The 15,139-nt window shown below is 53.9% G+C and carries 17 protein-coding genes; 2 read left to right on the top strand and 15 right to left on the bottom strand.

The annotated features are described in order from the left end of the window. Positions 1-10: 10 nt before the first annotated feature. The 10 genes from PFRI_RS09050 to PFRI_RS09095 all read right to left on the bottom strand — a co-directional run bounded on the left by PFRI_RS09050 (position 11) and on the right by PFRI_RS09095 (position 9,889). On the bottom strand, positions 11-1,645 hold the full coding sequence (locus PFRI_RS09050) for an ABC transporter ATP-binding protein (protein ID WP_072630381.1): 1,635 nt from the start codon (positions 1,643-1,645) through the stop codon (positions 11-13). Next, positions 1,645-2,463 carry an ABC transporter permease gene (locus PFRI_RS09055; protein ID WP_072630382.1) on the bottom strand — a complete coding sequence of 273 codons (819 nt, stop codon included), beginning with the start codon at positions 2,461-2,463 and terminating at the stop codon, positions 1,645-1,647. The genes PFRI_RS09050 and PFRI_RS09055 overlap by 1 nt, the downstream gene beginning before the upstream one ends. A gap of 11 nt (positions 2,464-2,474) precedes the next feature. Further along, positions 2,475-3,431: an ABC transporter permease gene (locus tag PFRI_RS09060; protein ID WP_072630383.1), complete on the bottom strand. Its 957-nt coding sequence runs from the start codon at positions 3,429-3,431 to the stop codon at positions 2,475-2,477. 14 nt (positions 3,432-3,445) lie between these two features. Beyond that, on the bottom strand, positions 3,446-5,029 hold the full coding sequence (locus PFRI_RS09065; RefSeq protein WP_072630384.1) for an ABC transporter substrate-binding protein: 1,584 nt from the start codon (positions 5,027-5,029) through the stop codon (positions 3,446-3,448). A gap of 130 nt (positions 5,030-5,159) precedes the next feature. After that, a complete protein-coding gene (locus PFRI_RS09070) occupies positions 5,160-7,151 on the bottom strand; it encodes a CocE/NonD family hydrolase (protein ID WP_072630385.1) in 1,992 nt (663 codons plus the stop codon). Between the two features lie 172 nt (positions 7,152-7,323). Beyond that, a complete protein-coding gene (locus tag PFRI_RS09075) occupies positions 7,324-7,884 on the bottom strand; it encodes a F0F1 ATP synthase subunit B (RefSeq protein ID WP_072630386.1) in 561 nt (186 codons plus the stop codon). Positions 7,885-7,887: 3 nt separating this feature from the next. Further along, entirely contained in the window at positions 7,888-8,433 is a 546-nt protein-coding gene (locus PFRI_RS09080) for a F0F1 ATP synthase subunit B' (RefSeq protein WP_072630387.1), read from the bottom strand. Positions 8,434-8,518: 85 nt separating this feature from the next. Beyond that, positions 8,519-8,743 carry a F0F1 ATP synthase subunit C gene (locus tag PFRI_RS09085; protein WP_072630388.1) on the bottom strand — a complete coding sequence of 75 codons (225 nt, stop codon included), beginning with the start codon at positions 8,741-8,743 and terminating at the stop codon, positions 8,519-8,521. Positions 8,744-8,812: 69 nt separating this feature from the next. Continuing rightward, the gene (locus tag PFRI_RS09090) at positions 8,813-9,556 is read right to left on the bottom strand and encodes a F0F1 ATP synthase subunit A (protein ID WP_072630389.1); all 744 of its coding nucleotides are present in this window, start codon (positions 9,554-9,556) and stop codon (positions 8,813-8,815) included. 3 nt (positions 9,557-9,559) lie between these two features. Further along, positions 9,560-9,889: an AtpZ/AtpI family protein gene (locus tag PFRI_RS09095; protein ID WP_072630390.1), complete on the bottom strand. Its 330-nt coding sequence runs from the start codon at positions 9,887-9,889 to the stop codon at positions 9,560-9,562. A gap of 220 nt (positions 9,890-10,109) precedes the next feature. Here PFRI_RS09095 and PFRI_RS09100 point away from each other — a divergent pair, with 220 nt between their 5' ends. Then, positions 10,110-10,433, top strand: a complete 324-nt coding sequence (locus tag PFRI_RS09100) for an ArsR/SmtB family transcription factor (protein WP_072630391.1) — start codon at positions 10,110-10,112, stop codon at positions 10,431-10,433. Between the two features lie 20 nt (positions 10,434-10,453). On the opposite strand, the gene PFRI_RS09105 is transcribed toward PFRI_RS09100, so the two are convergent. Then, positions 10,454-11,062 carry a hypothetical protein gene (locus PFRI_RS09105; protein ID WP_072630392.1) on the bottom strand — a complete coding sequence of 203 codons (609 nt, stop codon included), beginning with the start codon at positions 11,060-11,062 and terminating at the stop codon, positions 10,454-10,456. Positions 11,063-11,074: 12 nt separating this feature from the next. Continuing rightward, complete coding sequence (locus PFRI_RS20940) at positions 11,075-12,385, bottom strand: PIG-L family deacetylase (RefSeq protein ID WP_170124822.1); 1,311 nt, start codon at positions 12,383-12,385, stop codon at positions 11,075-11,077. Positions 12,386-12,590: 205 nt separating this feature from the next. Between PFRI_RS20940 and PFRI_RS09120 the strand changes: the two genes are divergently transcribed. Further along, positions 12,591-13,064: a tRNA (cytidine(34)-2'-O)-methyltransferase gene (locus tag PFRI_RS09120; protein ID WP_072630393.1), complete on the top strand. Its 474-nt coding sequence runs from the start codon at positions 12,591-12,593 to the stop codon at positions 13,062-13,064. Between the two features lie 8 nt (positions 13,065-13,072). Here PFRI_RS09120 and PFRI_RS09125 read toward each other — a convergent pair whose 3' ends face one another. Genes PFRI_RS09125 through PFRI_RS09135 form a run of 3 tightly spaced genes read right to left on the bottom strand, consistent with a single transcriptional unit; the run spans position 13,073 to position 15,083 of the window. After that, the gene (locus tag PFRI_RS09125) at positions 13,073-13,567 is read right to left on the bottom strand and encodes a GNAT family N-acetyltransferase (protein ID WP_072630394.1); all 495 of its coding nucleotides are present in this window, start codon (positions 13,565-13,567) and stop codon (positions 13,073-13,075) included. Continuing rightward, the gene (locus tag PFRI_RS09130; protein ID WP_072630395.1) at positions 13,564-14,310 is read right to left on the bottom strand and encodes an SDR family NAD(P)-dependent oxidoreductase; all 747 of its coding nucleotides are present in this window, start codon (positions 14,308-14,310) and stop codon (positions 13,564-13,566) included. The genes PFRI_RS09125 and PFRI_RS09130 overlap by 4 nt, the downstream gene beginning before the upstream one ends. After that, on the bottom strand, positions 14,307-15,083 hold the full coding sequence (locus PFRI_RS09135; protein WP_072630396.1) for a FadR/GntR family transcriptional regulator: 777 nt from the start codon (positions 15,081-15,083) through the stop codon (positions 14,307-14,309). The genes PFRI_RS09130 and PFRI_RS09135 overlap by 4 nt, the downstream gene beginning before the upstream one ends. Positions 15,084-15,139 lie beyond the last annotated feature (56 nt).

Genomic DNA, 15,139 nt, shown 5'->3' on the forward strand with positions numbered 1-15,139 from the left:
TCGTTTCTTGTTAGTTCCCAGCGCTTTCCATTTTACGGGTTGCAATGACGTTCTCAAGCCAGCCGATTTTCATTTCAGGGACTGAGCTGAGCAAAAGATCGGTGTAATCATCAAACGGAGGACTCAGGACCTCGGACTTGGTGCCGTAGCGCACAACTTTGCCTTGGTACATTACCGCGATGCTATCGGCGATTGCGCGCACTGTCGCGAGATCGTGTGTGATGAACAGATAAGCCACATCCTCGCGCTTTTGCAGATTGAGCAGCAGTTTAAGGATGCCATCAGCGACCAACGGATCGAGCGCGGATGTAACTTCATCACAGATGATAAGCTTGGGCTTGGCTGCCAGCGCGCGCGCAATGCAGACTCGTTGTTTTTGACCGCCTGAGAGTTCAGCAGGGTAACGATCGATGAAGCCATCGCCCATCTCAATTTCTTCCAAGAGCTCCGCGATACGCTTGCGTTTCTCTTCGCCCTTCATGCCGAAGTAGAATTCCAGCGGGCGTCCGATTATCGTGCCAACTGTTTGGCGTGGATTCATGGCAACATCGGCCATTTGGTAGATCATCTGAAGCTCACGCAGATCCTCGCGTGAGCGGCTTGGTTGATCCGGTGTCAAAGTACGACCCGCGAAATCCGTACTGCCGCCCTTTGGTGGAAGCAGGCCAGTGATCACACGCGCGAGTGTGGATTTACCAGAGCCGGATTCCCCAACAACGGCCAAAGTTTGACCCGGTGAAATATCAATGCTCACGTCATGCAGAACGTCGAATTTCGTACCCTTGTAGCGCGCTGTAATGTTCTTGGCGCTCAGGATCGGCTGGGTTGGTGTCTTTTCTTCATGATTGATCGAGCGCACGGAAACGAGCGCTTTGGTATAGTCTTCTTGCGGGTGGTTGATGATCTGATCGACCGTGCCGTATTCGACCATATTGCCCATCTTCAGCACCATGATTTCATCACTCACCTGCGCAACGACAGCAAGGTCATGCGTGATATATAAAGCAGCGACACCTGTATCGCGGATCGCTTCTTTGATCGCTGCAAGCACGTCGATTTGGGTGGTTACATCAAGCGCTGTTGTTGGTTCATCAAACACCACCAAGTCAGGCTCTGGGCAGAGCGCGAGCGCGGTCATGCAGCGTTGAAGCTGACCGCCTGAGACTTGGTGCGGATAGCGAGAGCCAATGTTGTCAGGATCGGGCAGACCAAGCTTGTCAAAGAGCAAACGCGCTTTGGCTTCCGCATCCGCGCGGCTGAATTTGCCTTGGCTCACGGAGGCCTCAACAACCTGATCCATGATCTTCTTGGCAGGGTTGAAGCTGGCAGCGGCGGATTGGGCCACATAGGTCACCTCTGCGCCGCGCAGTTTGCGCAAATCGCCAATGCCACCTTTGAGGATGTCACGTCCGTTGACCCAGACTTCGCCGTCCGTCAGTTCCACACCGCCACGCCCGTAGCCTAGAGCCGAAAGTCCAATGGTGGATTTTCCGGCACCGGATTCACCGATCAGGCCAAGCACTTTGCCCTTTTGCAGCTCGAAATCGACGCCATGCACAATCTTGATCTTATGGGGTTTGGCATCGGGGGGATAAACCGTTGCGCCAATTTTCAGACCGCGTACTTTGAGGAGTGGATCGCTCATTATCCGCGTCCTCCTTTGAGAGAGGTGGTTCTGTTGAGCACCCAATCCGCCACGAGGTTCACAGAGATTGCGAGGGTTGCAATCGCAAAAGCGGGGACCAGCGCAGCAGGGATGCCGTAAACGATGCCATCTTTGTTTTCTTTGACGATGCCGCCCCAGTCTGCGCCGGGGGGTTGCACGCCAAGGCCCAAGAACGACAGGGTCGAGACGAAAAGGACCGCAAAAATAAAGCGCAGGCCCATTTCAGCGACCAAGGGGCTAAGAGCGTTGGGGAGGATCTCGCGGAAGATTATCCAAGATTTTCCCTCACCGCGCAGTGTCGCGGCTTCGACGTAATCCATCACGTTGATGTCCACAGCGACCGCGCGTGAAAGACGGTAAACGCGTGTGGAATCCAAGAGGCCCATCACAACGATCAAAACTGGAATGGTCACAGGCATCACGGACAAAACAACCAATGCAAAGATCAAAGACGGGATCGACATGATCAAATCCACAAAGCGCGAAATTGCCTGATCGACCCAACCGCCCATCACGGCTGCCAATAGTCCAAGACAGGACCCGAGCGTGAAACTAAGGATCGTTGCAGCCGTCGCGATAAAGATTGTCGTGCGCCCGCCGTAGATCATACGGCTCAGCAGGTCGCGCCCGATGCTGTCAGTGCCCAGCCAATGCTTGGAAGAGGCTGGCTCCCATACGTCGCCTACCGCTTCGGCCATGCCATAAGGGGCAAGCCAGGGCGCAAAGATTGCGATGAAGAAATAAAGACCTGTAAAGAACAGACCGATGAGGGCGGAAATTGGGATATTCTTGAACATGTCCGCTCCTCCTATTTCGGGTGCCGCAAGCGCGGGTTGGCAAGGATAGAAACAATGTCAGCAACCATGTTGAGCAAAATATAAACGGCCGCGAACACAAGGCCGCAGGCTTGCACAACAGGGACATCACGCTTGGCGACGTGATCGACCAGATACTGCCCCATGCCGGGATAAACGAACACCACTTCGACGACGACTACGCCCACAACGAGATAAGCAAGGTTGAGCATGACAACATTCACGATCGGTGCAATCGCATTCGGGAAAGCGTGACGCGAAATGACTTGAAAGCTGCTCAGACCTTTGAGTTCAGCCGTCTCGATATAAGCGGATTGCATCACATTCAGAATTGCCGCGCGGGTCATGCGCATCATATGCGCAAGCACGACAAGCGTTAGAACCGTCACAGGCAAGGCGATCGCATGCAGCTTTTGGCCAAGGCTCATGCTGTCGTTAATCATCGCCACTGAGGGTGCCCAGCCCAGCTTTACGCCGACAAAATACATCAAAACGTAGCCGATCAGGAATTCTGGAATGGAAATCGAGGTCAAGGTGACGGCTGAAATCATCTTGTCAGGCCAGCGGTCTTTGTAACGAACGGCCACTAAACCAAGGAAAATCGCCAACGGTACGGACACAACAGCGGCCCAGAACGCAAGGAACAACGTGTTACCCAACCGTTTGCCCATGGAGGTTGCAATATCCTGACCATTGGTCAGGGCTGTACCGAGATCGCCTTGAATCGCACCGCCAAGCCAACTGAAATAGCGGCTCAAAGCAGGTTCGTTCAGGCCTAAATCTTTTCGTAGATTAGCCAATGCTTCGGGGGTCGCCGATTGGCCTAAAATGGATTGTGCAACGTCGCCGGGAAGAATTTGTGTTCCCACAAAAATCAACGCAGACGCTGCGAGGAGGAGCAGGAGCCCCAGCGCTAAGCGCTGGGACACCAATTTCAAAATCGGGTGCATTTGCGTTCCCGACCTTACGCGAAGGACAGCTTGCGTGTGACCTGACCGTTCATCAGCTCGCCGTTTGGATCGGTTTCCCATCCAACCAGCTTGTCGCTGACGCCGTCGATGAAGTCGTTGAACATTGGGCAGATGAGACCACCCTCGTCACGCACGATGTTACCCATCTCGGAATAAAGCGCTTTGCGCTTCGTGAGGTCGAGCTCTGCCTTGGCTGCGAGCAGCTTGGCGTCAAACTCAGGGTTGTTGAACTTCGTGTCGTTCCAATCCGCAGAAGACAGATACGCAGTCGAGTACATTTGATCCTGAACCGGACGGCCACCCCAATAGGATGCACAGAACGGCTGCTTGTTCCAAACTTCAGACCAGTAACCATCATTTGGCTCGCGCTTGATTTCAAGCGGGATACCTGCGGCTTGTGCAGACTGTTGGAACAACTGCGCTGCTTCAACCGCACCCGGGAAGGCACCGTCAGCTGTGCGCAGAATAATGGGTGAGCCATCATGACCGGATTTCGCGTAATGCTCTTTCGCTTTATCCACATCATACATGCGCTGTGGGATCGAGCTGTCGAACAAAGGATAAGCTGCGTTGATTGGCATGTCGTTGCCGACAGAACCGTATCCGCGCAGGATCTTCTCAACCATTTCTTCACGATTGATCGCGTATTTCAGCGCAAGGCGCAGTTCTTTGGAATCGAACGGTGCAGTGTTTGTGTGCATGATGAACACATAGTGACCACGGCCCGGCGTAGACTGAACCGACACACCAGGTGCGCGCGACAGAAGGCCAGCAATCTTAGGCTCAAGACGGTTAATCAGGTGAACCTGACCGGACTGAAGTGCTGCTGTACGTGCAGTTGCGTCGTTGATCGCGAGGATTTCGACGGAATCAAAGTGACCATCATCACCCCAATAGTTCGCGAACTTGGAGTACATGTGACGCACACCCGGCTCGTCAACTTCCATCTTATATGGGCCTGTGCCAACGCCTTCGGCAGGGTTGTCCATGCCACCGTTTGGCTGAATGATCAGGTGATAATCCGCCATCAGGTACGGAAGGTCAGCGTTTGCATTCTTCAGCGTGACGGAGAACGTGTCGCCCTCAACCTTCATGCTTTCGATGTTTTTCATCACACCCAGTGCGCCGGACTTTGAATCTTCGTTGGAGTGACGCTCCATCGTTTTCATGACGTCTTCGCCGGTCATTGTCTTGCCGTTATGGAATTCAACGCCTTGGCGCAGTTTGAACATCCATGTTTTTGCGTCTGGCGTGCTCTCTACGCTCGTTGCGAGACGGCCTTCGATGTCGCCCGTCGCAGACACTTCTACCAATGTGTCACCGAACTGACGACCATTGTGATACGGTACTTGGCTTGCATATGTCGCTGGATCGAGCGAGTTCGTGCTCTCACCGCCTGTGGAGCCGATCTTTAGATCGCCACCTTTTTTGTGGCTTGCAGCTTTCGCAGCAGTTGCGAACATCGTGCTCGCAGCTGCGGCGCTGACGCCGAGTGCAGACGCTTTGCCCATAAAGTCGCGGCGTGACAGTTTGCCTGCGCTCGCACGTTTTGCGAGGTAGTCGAGTTGATCTTGCATAAGAAGTCTCCCAGTTAGCTATTTTGATCCGCCGTCGTTTTAAAGCAGGCGGTTTTCATATTAGTGTCATTAACAATGCGGATTGCAGCGCACCTCGCAAGGGTTAATTGCTTTTTTCGCCATCACGCTTTTACAAGTTGTCGCGCAAAGTGCTGCGTTGCACGTCTTTTTCGAAGATAAGTTCATCGTTTTCAAAGGCCTCCAAGCGAGCCTTGAGATGGAAATGAGTAGCGTCTGATGCCATTTCTGACGTTGCTTCGGTCCGCAAAGTGATTCCCTCGCGCTCTAGCTCGTCAGTCCAATGCGTGCGGCCATGCGCACTCAGCGGATCATCAGGATGGATGGACCACCATTCGCGCGCAACAGAGCCGTTGATCAGCCCATGATCGCCGTCTTTGACTTTGCCGAAGTCATCCACAATTTCGAGAGTGACAATACCCGTGGTCCAATCGGTGACGGTTTTACGGCTGTTTGACCCTTCGCGGATGGTTTCAACTTGCCAAGGCGTGTCCGCTTCTGGAGCCTCGAACGTCCACTCATCCGTGTCGTCGCTTGGGCGAAGCGGCAGGCTCAGCGATCCTTGGGTTAGCGTTAGCGTGCTTGCCACTGGGCTGGGCCAAATGAGGGGCCAATAGGCAGTGGAAATCGCGATGCCTAGCCGGTGACCTTTTGGCAAACGATAAGCAATATGATCAAGATCGAGCGTGACCTCTTCCGCCCTCTCAGGCGTCATCGGGCTGGGGGTTGCATGGCTGATACGATGTGAAAGATTGAGCACCCCATAAGTGATACGCGCGCTGGCACCATTGGGTTGAATGTCGAGCAAGCGCACGGCGATTTGGCCTTGCGGCGTATCGCTGCTCAGCGTGAGTGTAATCTGTGGTGCACCGACGATATCGCGCTGCGCGTTGAGCGGTTCAGATTTGAATACAACCGACATTGCATCATCGCTGCGTTGATCGTCCGGCAGTTCCGGCCCCAGCCAGATCGCGCAATATTCGCCCGAATGGGCCCCGCAAGTTTGGGGCGAACTGATCGTTGCCTCGAACGGCTCAGCTGTGTCTTGAAGCGTGTGATCCCCAAGATGCCACGTCTCGCGCGCAAGGTCTGACGGCTTTTCATTGATCGCAAGCCAAGTGCCTGCACGCTCGGTGTACCATGACTTTGGCGTAACAGAGTCCATCAGGTAGGGTCGGTAGAGCGGGTCATTCTCAACCCCAGTATCGATCCCTTTCAACCAGTGATCCCACCAGCGCAGGGCTTCTTGCAGGAAGCCAATACGTGGCTCTGGAATCGCAAAATGCGGATACTTGTGGACCCACGGCCCGATGATCGCTTTCGCAGGTGCATCGAGGTTTTCAATCAAAGCAGGTGGTGCATTTTTATAGGCGTCGCCCCAACCCCCAACGGCAAGCGTTGCGGCTTTGATTGCAGTGTAGTCTTCGCAGACTGAGCCGTGCTGCCAATAGGCATCGCGTCGTTGATGATCGAGCCATGTCGCCGCTAGGAATGGCTCATTCTCAAGCCGGTCAAGCCAGATTTCGCGCCAATCATCAGGGCGCAACGCAGGATCAGGCGCGCGCGAGGAATAAGACCACATCGTCCCGCTCCACCCAAGGTTTTCATTCAGCAGGCAGCCGCCTTTGTAATGGATGTCGTCGGCGTAGCGATCCACTGTGGAACACAGCGTGATGATCGCTTTCAGCGCATCGGGCTGGAGGGCTGCGACCTGTAGCGCGTTAAAACCTCCCCAAGAGATTCCCATCATCCCGACATTGCCGTTGCACCACGGTTGTGTGGCGAGCCATTTGATTGTTTCGACGGCATCATCGAGTTCTTGAGCGCTATATTCGTCCGCCATCAGCCCTTCGCTATCCCCATTCCCGCGCATGTCGACGCGGATGCAGGCATAGCCGCGCTTGGCAAAGTAAGGATGCGTCAGGCAATCGCGCGCGGTCGTACCATCGCGTTTGCGGTAGGGTAGAAATTCGAGGATCGCAGGGACGGGGGCGTCTGTTGCGTTGTCCGGTATCCAAGTACGCGCAGAAAGGCGCGTGCCATCGGGCATCGTGATACCAAGATCGGGGTTCTCGGTGATCGGGCGGAGGGAGTTTGATGTCATTTAGGCATCGTTGTGTGGGAAGCGTTAAGAGTCAAGATGAGCGTGCAATTACATACGCTTAATGAGCGGCTAAAGCGGCTCGAACCCTCAGGCTATTTCTGAAAACAGGAAGATGAAAAAGAAAAAGCCCGGCGCGAAGGCCGGGCGAATTCAAAACTGTTTGTAAAAGTGCTTAGTGCAGCTTGCTGGATACTTCGCCAATCGCGTCATCGATAAGCGCGGAACCGTCTTTTGCAGTCATCTGCTTCGCGATCACGTCATTCGCAGCTGCAATTGCAACGCCAATGGCTGTGTCACGCACTTCTTTGATGGCACCTGCTTCAGCAGAAGCGATCTGGTCTGTTGCCGCCGTGAGACGACGCGCGATGGAGGCTTTGAGATCCTCTTTCGCTTGATCCGCAGCGACAGCCGCGTCCTTTTTGGCCGCTTCGACGATGCGATCTGCTTGCTCTTGCACTTCTTTTTGCTTGCGCTCGTAAGAGGCGAGCAATTTCTGTGCATCTTCACGCAAGGCTTTCGCTTCATCCAATTCGTCGCGAATGTCAGTAGCGCGCTTATCAAGCATGCCGCCAAGAAGCGCAGGGATTTTGAAGTAAGCGATGATCGCGAGGAATAGCAAGAAACCGAGCAATACGACGAAGTCTGTGTTGCCGAGCGAAAAGAACGGACCAGACGCTGCGAAAGCAGGCTGCGCCGTTACTGCGGTGAGCAGTGCAAGTGATGTAATGCGCATGACTTACCCTTTCATGCGGGCAGCGACAGCCGCGCCCACGTCTTTTGCTGTTGCTTTGCCGCCCAGCGCAGAGACGATCTCTGCGGCTGTGTCTTTGGCGACTTCTTCAACGCTTGCCATTGCGCCGGCACGGATCTCGGCGATTGCCTTCTCCGATTCAGCAGCTTTCGCGGAAATCTCTGCGTCTGCTTTCGCAATCGCCACGTCGAGATCAGCTTGAATCTCTGCTTTGGCACCTGCCACGATGTTTTGCGCTTCTGCGCGTGCATCTGCAAGGGCCTTGTTGTACGCATCTTCCGCTTCGCCTGCTTTGTTTTTCAACATTTCAGCGGCGGCGATGTCATTGGTGATCGTCCCTGAACGCTCTGCCAGAACCGCAGCGATGCGCGGAAGCGCGATGCGGGACAGGACAAGAAAGATCACTACAAGAGTGAGAACGAGCCAGAAAATCTGGTTTGGGAACCATTCAAAGCAAAGCTGCGGCATGCCGATGGCTGAGCCATCGGGACCTACGCATGAGCTGACGGCACCTGTTGTTTCGGTAGCCATGTCGTCCTCCGTCGGAACTTTTCTCTACATCGGGCGGCCTGAACGTTTGCCAAGCCGCCCGCGCGTAAGGATTAGATCAGTCGGCTTAGACTGCGAACATAAGCAGAAGGGAGACTAGGAATGCAAAGATGCCCAGTGCTTCTGCGAACGCGATGCCGATGAAGAGTGTTGCTGTCTGACCAGCAGCAGCGGATGGGTTGCGCAATGCGCCAGCCAAGAAGTTGCCTGCTACGTTACCAACACCGATAGCGGCTGCGCCGGAACCGATTGCTGCAAGTCCTGCGCCGATGTGTGCGAGATCGCCTTCCATAGTATTTCTCCTTACGATTGGAAGTTTAGGTAGATGTGTAGAGTGCGTGATGTCACGCACCCACATTAGTTAGTGAGACGGGTGCAATGCGTCCTTTAGGTAAACGCATGTCAGGATAGTAAAGACGTAGGCCTGGATCGCGGACACCAGCACTTCGAGGCCGTAAATCGCGACAACACCAAGGATCGACAATGGCGCGACTGCTGTCAGCGCAGCGAAACCTGCAAAAACCTTCAGAACCGCGTGGCCCGCCATGACGTTGCCAGCCAAACGAATGGAGTGGCTTACAGGGCGAACAAAGTAAGAGATAACCTCGATCAGTGCGAGAACCGGACGCAGAGCAAGCGGTGCGCTAGACACCCAGAACAGACCCAAAAAGCCTACGCCATTCTTGATAAAGCCGATGGCTGTCACAACGAAGAAGACGCCGAAACCCAGAACCGCTGTAACCGCGATGTGTGATGTTGGTGAAAACGACATCGGGATCAGAGCAAGGAAGTTAGAAAAAAGAATGAAGATGAACAGTGTAAAGATATATGGGAAGTATTTGATCCCGTCTTTGCCTGTTACGTCTTCGACCATCTTGTAGACGAAACCGTACATCATCTCTGCGATCGATTGTGCACGACCAGGGATGACCGCGCGGCGCGATGTGCCGATGACCAACAAGCCGATGACGCATACCGCAGCGAGCGCCAGCCAGAGCGTCATGTTCGTGATTGTGAACATACCAATCGGGCCATCGCCAAACAAAGGTTTGATGATGAACTGATCCATTGGGTGGAAAACAAGTCCGCCTTTTTCCTCAGCCATGCTTCAGTCCTCTTTCTGCGCGTCCGCTTGAGCAGACATTTGTTGGTCTTGGATCTCTTGTGCGGTGCGCATCATCGTTTTGATACCGGCCGCGAGACCCAACATTATAAACAGCACCATGAAAATCGGCAGCGTGCCAAAGAGCACATCCAATCCGTATCCGATGCCAAAACCGATCCCAAGACCGGCTACGAGCTCTGTCACCATGCGCCAGCCTTGTTGAGCCTGACTATAGTGCTCCTCCGAGGCAGGTTTTGGCGTGCTCGCTGCTTTCACCTTGGCGATCCGGTCGTCCAATTGCTTGAGACGGTCTTGATTGTCAGGTTCGGTCAACGGGTCAAATCCTACCCACGAAGTTCTAGTGAGTGCTATGTCTGGTAGCGCTCCGAGTCAAGAGAGCGGATGCGTTATGTAAGTCTCTGTTAAGTTTAAGAAATTCAATAATTTTCCGGCCTGCGACAGTTCTGCACACCCTCAGTATTGGCCAATTCAGCGCCTTATCCATATTCAACCATTTGGTTGACGAATATCGCCGCTTTGCGTTTATGGCTGCATGAGCCAAACTCTCGACACCACCTTCGCTGCCCTTGCTGACCCCACCCGCCGCGCGATCCTGTCGATGCTGCTAGAGGATGACATGGCTGTCACCGATGTGGCCGAGCCTTTCGAGATGTCCCTGACCGCTATTTCCAAACACCTTGGTATCTTGTCGAAAGCCGGCCTGATCACCCAAGAAAAGCGCGGCCGCGTGAAATGGTGCAAGATTGAACCCAACGCTATGAAAGACGCATCCGTGTGGATGCAAAGCTTTGGTCAGTTCGAAGAGCTGGACATGGATGCGTTCGAGCGGTTCTTGGCGGCGGAGTTGGAGGGGTGAGCAGGCCTGTTGAATGCGTCCTATGCGTCGAGCAGCTCTTGAACGTCGTCCAATTCTGCTTGGTCAGGACTATCCTCCGCGTACCCTCCCATCAAAGGCAACAAAATATCATCATCGCTTGAAACCAGTATCAACTCATTTGTGCGTAACACTTCGTAGCGGATGAATTCACGGGATGCGACAGTGTCCGTCTGATCGAAACCTGTGCGGGTGATCTCGTAGATGTTGTTCTCATCTTGATCCCATGCATCGGCAAAATCGGGGGTGAACCAGTCTTTCGTGCTGACATCGCCGTTCGTGCTATCCATCTCAAACAAAAAGGCGTCAGAGCCGGAAAGTTGATACGTAAGCGTCGGTGTTGGATCATCGCCAGTTGGTTCGTCGTCAGCTGGGTCTTCTCCTGTCGTATCATCCTCGGTTGGATCCGTTGGATCTGTATCGTCATCCATCGGATCCTCGTCGACGTCGGGATCACCGGTTGGCAAAGACTCGTCCAGTATTGTCAGAACGCCCTCAGCTTCGGTGTCGTATTGAACAAGCTCGGTTGTAGGCGGGCTGCCATCGTTCGGGGTTTCGATGCGTGTGACGTCGTAGATGTAATCTTCATCCGCGTCCCATGCATCTAGCAAACTCGGAGAGAATCACCCTTTAGTCGTGATTTCCCCTGTTTCAGTGTCGATGTTGAAATAGAAATTGTCCGGGTGATCGCCCAAAGAAAAGCTCGATTGCGCTGGTTGAGGATCCTCATCAGCAGGACCTTCGTCATCTGGCTCATCCTCGATAGGGTCGTCTTCCTCAGGATCACTATCGGTGGGATCATCCTCAATTGGATCGTCTTCGCTTGGATCATCCTCTGCAGGCCCGTCATCTTCGGGCTCGTCATCTACATCTGCATCGCCCAGCAGGACCAAAGGCCCATCCGATTGTTCTTCATACCGGAGCAATTCTGTTGTTGCTGGACTTCCATCGCTCGGAGTTGTGATGCGCGTCACATTGTAGATGAAATCTTCATCTTCGTCCCAAGCGTCGGTTCGATTTGCAGTGAACCAGTCTTTTGGCGTGAGCTCACCTGTTTGTGGATCAATCTCAAAGTAAAAATTGTCAGGCTCATCACCCAGTGAAAACGAGCTTTCAGTGTCCGGCTCATTGTCTGAAACAACATAGGTCTCGTCCACATATTGGCGCATCGTCCATGCGACGTAGATTGGCAGCAAATTTCCGTCTGCATCCAGAACGGCAGGATCATGTGCCGCGTAGGCTTGCATGATTTCCATAGAATAGGCGGCTTCTTCGGGCGTAAGGTTCGGCGCGAGGGTCTCTGTCTGGTAGTTCACATAGTGGGCGACGCTGTAGGTATCACCGCTGAACTCATCCATAGCTTCGAGCGCGAATTCGGTGGCGTGAACATGATCGGTGTGTTCGCCGTTTGCGCCGTCACCTTCAGCCACTTGCAAGCGAAACGCTGTAGGGTCATGTGCTTCCATCAATCCTGCAAGAACATTCACCACATCAGCGCGCGTATAGGTGGTTGCTTCATCAATCGTGTCGACGGACAAGCGCGTCCCATCTTCAAGCCGCGCAAGTGTTTCAAAATCTAGCGGATCTTCGATGAACCCGCCCCCGTCAGGAATACGCATAAAGTACAGCCGCACCTCTGGCGCGCTCTCCAAGAATGAGGAAGCAATGTTGTAGTCAGCGCCGTTCTGCTCAATCGGCACAACTTCATCGACCCAATCATCTTCGCCAGCCATGACGGCATAGGCGGCTTTGATCCCTTCTTCGCGTCCTTGCCAGTACCAATCATCTAGCCCCGCATCACCGGCAGTTACAAAAACGGTCGTTGCAACATTCCCGTCCGCGATAGAGGTGGCAATGTCGGGGTTCATAAACAACAAGTCGTCGTCAGTGTGCGCGACAATTGTCATAAAGCCGTTCAGTAGCAGGATGGGCATAGCACTTCCTTGCGATTGGACATCGTGGCACCCTCTACTAACAGACGGCATCATACAACCCAAAGTAAAGTGTTTCTCCTATTGGCGGTTGGTTCAAAGCGTTGAGGCTGATGTAATTTGCAGGGCTGGTATGGTTTTGCCGTTGAGCTAAAGCAGCAATGGGTTAAGACGAAGTACCTTCGCGCTCTAGAAAGTCGCTTTCAATATGTCCCAACCCAACATGAAAATCGTGCTCGTCACGCCAGAAATCCCATGGAACACAGGGGCCATCGGACGAACGTGTGTGGCACTGAACCTAGAGCTGATCTTGATCAAACCACTGGGTTTCTCGCTCGACGAAAAATCCGTACGCCGCGCGGGGACGGATTATTGGAAACACGTGAACCTCACGCAGTACGATGATTGGCAGAGCTTCTTAAACGCGCGCCAGCCTAAGCGGGATCAGCTTTATTTCTTTGAAGAACACGGTGAACAGAGCCTTTATGAACCCGACTATGACCCGGATGGCTATCTTATCTTCGGCTGTGAATCCGCAGGCCTGCCGCCCTCAATCTTAGACGATATGAAAGACCGCACCTTCCATCTGCCGATGCTCAGCGAAAAAGTCCGTTCGCTCAATCTCGCCAATGTTGCGACAGCTGTGATCTTCCAAGCGATGAAACCGCAGCTGGGCGGCTAAGCCTCTGACTAAGCCCCGCCGAATGCATCGTCGTAGCCAATCTCACCACGCGGTTCGGACCCACGTAGCACCACGAACTGCACGTATTTTGTGGGTGTGTCGAAATAAGTCAGCGCGCCGTTCGATGCGAACCCAAAACGTCTGTAATAGTCGGGATTGCCGACCAACACACAGCCACACGCGTCAATCGCTTCCAGCTCAGCGAGAGCGTGTTTCATCAATGCGCTACCTATCCCTTGTTTTTGACGTTCAGGGTGCACCGCGATAGGGCCAAGGCCGAACCAATTGCTGTGTCCCTTAATTGTGACAGGCGATAATGCGCCATGTCCGACAATCTTACCGTCTTCTTCAGCTACCAATGAAACGCGCAAGGCACCGTTGTCGCGTAAACCGTTGATGATGTCCGGCTCGGATCCATCACTCATCGCGAGCGGCGCAAAGGCGTCGGCGGTCAGTCGATAGATCGCGTCGATATCTTGCGGCGTTTCGCGGCGAATGATCATGTGCGCAACGCTGGCAGGCCAACGCCTGTGCTTTCAAAACCGCCATCGGATGCGATGATCTGACCCGTCACGTAAGACGCTTCAGCCGAGCAAAGGAAGGTGATCACAGACGCGATTTCGTCCTCTGTTCCATAGCGATTGAGCGGAATCGCGTCGTGATAACTGTCAATGATCACTTGCGTATGAACAGCCATTGCGAGTTTGGTGCGCACAGGTCCGGGGCAGACGCAATTGGCGCGGATGCCGTATTCGCCAAGTTCTGCGGCTTGCTGCTTGGTTAGGTGGATCACGGCCGCTTTGGAAGTGCCGTAAGCGACCCGCAACGTGGACGCACGTAGACCAGAGATAGAGCCGATATTTACAATCGCCCCTTTGGTCACCTTGAGCGCATCCGTGGCTGCTTGGGAGAGCAAAAATGTGCCATCGAGGTTGATGGACATGATCCTGCGCCAGCGCTCGTAATCGGTCTCTTCAATAGGTCCAAAATCCGCGACGCCTGCGTTGTTGACCAATGCGTCGATCTGGCCAAAAGCCTCGAGCGTTTTGGAAACGATGCGCGCCACGTCCTGCGTTTGCGCGATATCGTGATCGAGTGTTATGACGTTCTCGAGGCTCTTCGCGCTTAACGCCAGCTCATCGCCATCCCAATCCACCATCGCAACACGCCAGCCTTTCGCGAGGAATTGTTTCGTGGTGGCAAGGCCAATCCCGCGTGCGGCACCTGTGACGAGAGCTACTTTCATTTACGACCTCTTGCGTTTTCGTGTTCATATCGCTGCTGCGCGATAATCTCGTTTGCTTGGGCTTTCACATCGTCGCGTAATGATCCCTCAACGAAGGTCAAATGCGCTACGATGGCATTACGCGCGCTCTGTGGATCGCGCGCTTGGAGGGCTGCGTTTATCTTGGCATGCTGTTCTAAAAGCGCATCGCGCGTCGTGCGTTGTTTGAAAATAATTTGGCGATTGTAAAACACGCCTTCGCGCAACAATTGATACATAGAGCGCATCATGTGCAGCATGATCACGTTATGGCTCGCCTCGATAATGGCCAAGTGAAAGTCCGCATCAAGCTGGGCTTCTTCTTCGGGAATGTTCTTTTCATGGGCGCTTTGCATCTTGATGAAAACGGTGTTGATCACGTCAAGATCAGTCTGTGAGCCAAGTTTTGCGGCGCGCTCTGCCGCGAGCCCCTCCATGTCACGCCGAAACGATAGGTAATCGAACACCGCATCGTCATGGCGCGCAAACAGGCTGGTGAGCGCAGGCGAAAACGCCGAACCAAGCACGTCTGCGACGAAAACACCTGCACCGGCTTTGCTGGTGAGAAGGCCGTCGTCTTGCAAACTCGCAATCGCGTCGCGCAAAGAGGGGCGCGAGACGCTGAGACGTTCGGAGAGTTCACGCTCCGAAGGAAGTCGCTCGCCTGGGCGCAAAATTCCGCGCAGGATCAGGTCTTCGATCTGGCGAATGACAGCAGTTGAGAGTTTCTCTGGTTCAACGGGGCGGAAGGGCATGCGCGGCTTTCTTGCTGATTGGTCAAGTTATATGACCGCAATGTATGTGCAGCAAG

The organism is Planktotalea frisia, from assembly GCF_001890925.1.
In the GTDB taxonomy this organism is placed as follows: Bacteria; Pseudomonadota; Alphaproteobacteria; order Rhodobacterales; family Rhodobacteraceae; genus Planktotalea; species Planktotalea frisia.

Coding starts and splice junctions, on each gene's coding strand:
- PFRI_RS09065 (WP_072630384.1), bottom strand. CDS start 5,029: ATGCAAGATCAACTCGACTACCTCGCAAAACGTGCGAGCGCAGGCAAA.
- PFRI_RS09060 (WP_072630383.1), bottom strand. CDS start 3,431: ATGCACCCGATTTTGAAATTGGTGTCCCAGCGCTTAGCGCTGGGGCTC.
- PFRI_RS09130 (WP_072630395.1), bottom strand. CDS start 14,310: ATGAAAGTAGCTCTCGTCACAGGTGCCGCACGCGGGATTGGCCTTGCC.
- PFRI_RS09100 (WP_072630391.1), top strand. CDS start 10,110: ATGAGCCAAACTCTCGACACCACCTTCGCTGCCCTTGCTGACCCCACC.
- PFRI_RS09055 (WP_072630382.1), bottom strand. CDS start 2,463: ATGTTCAAGAATATCCCAATTTCCGCCCTCATCGGTCTGTTCTTTACA.
- PFRI_RS20940 (WP_170124822.1), bottom strand. CDS start 12,385: ATGCCCATCCTGCTACTGAACGGCTTTATGACAATTGTCGCGCACACT.
- PFRI_RS09120 (WP_072630393.1), top strand. CDS start 12,591: ATGTCCCAACCCAACATGAAAATCGTGCTCGTCACGCCAGAAATCCCA.
- PFRI_RS09075 (WP_072630386.1), bottom strand. CDS start 7,884: ATGCGCATTACATCACTTGCACTGCTCACCGCAGTAACGGCGCAGCCT.
- PFRI_RS09050 (WP_072630381.1), bottom strand. CDS start 1,645: ATGAGCGATCCACTCCTCAAAGTACGCGGTCTGAAAATTGGCGCAACG.
- PFRI_RS09135 (WP_072630396.1), bottom strand. CDS start 15,083: ATGCCCTTCCGCCCCGTTGAACCAGAGAAACTCTCAACTGCTGTCATT.
- PFRI_RS09090 (WP_072630389.1), bottom strand. CDS start 9,556: ATGGCTGAGGAAAAAGGCGGACTTGTTTTCCACCCAATGGATCAGTTC.
- PFRI_RS09085 (WP_072630388.1), bottom strand. CDS start 8,743: ATGGAAGGCGATCTCGCACACATCGGCGCAGGACTTGCAGCAATCGGT.
- PFRI_RS09125 (WP_072630394.1), bottom strand. CDS start 13,567: ATGATCATTCGCCGCGAAACGCCGCAAGATATCGACGCGATCTATCGA.
- PFRI_RS09070 (WP_072630385.1), bottom strand. CDS start 7,151: ATGACATCAAACTCCCTCCGCCCGATCACCGAGAACCCCGATCTTGGT.
- PFRI_RS09080 (WP_072630387.1), bottom strand. CDS start 8,433: ATGGCTACCGAAACAACAGGTGCCGTCAGCTCATGCGTAGGTCCCGAT.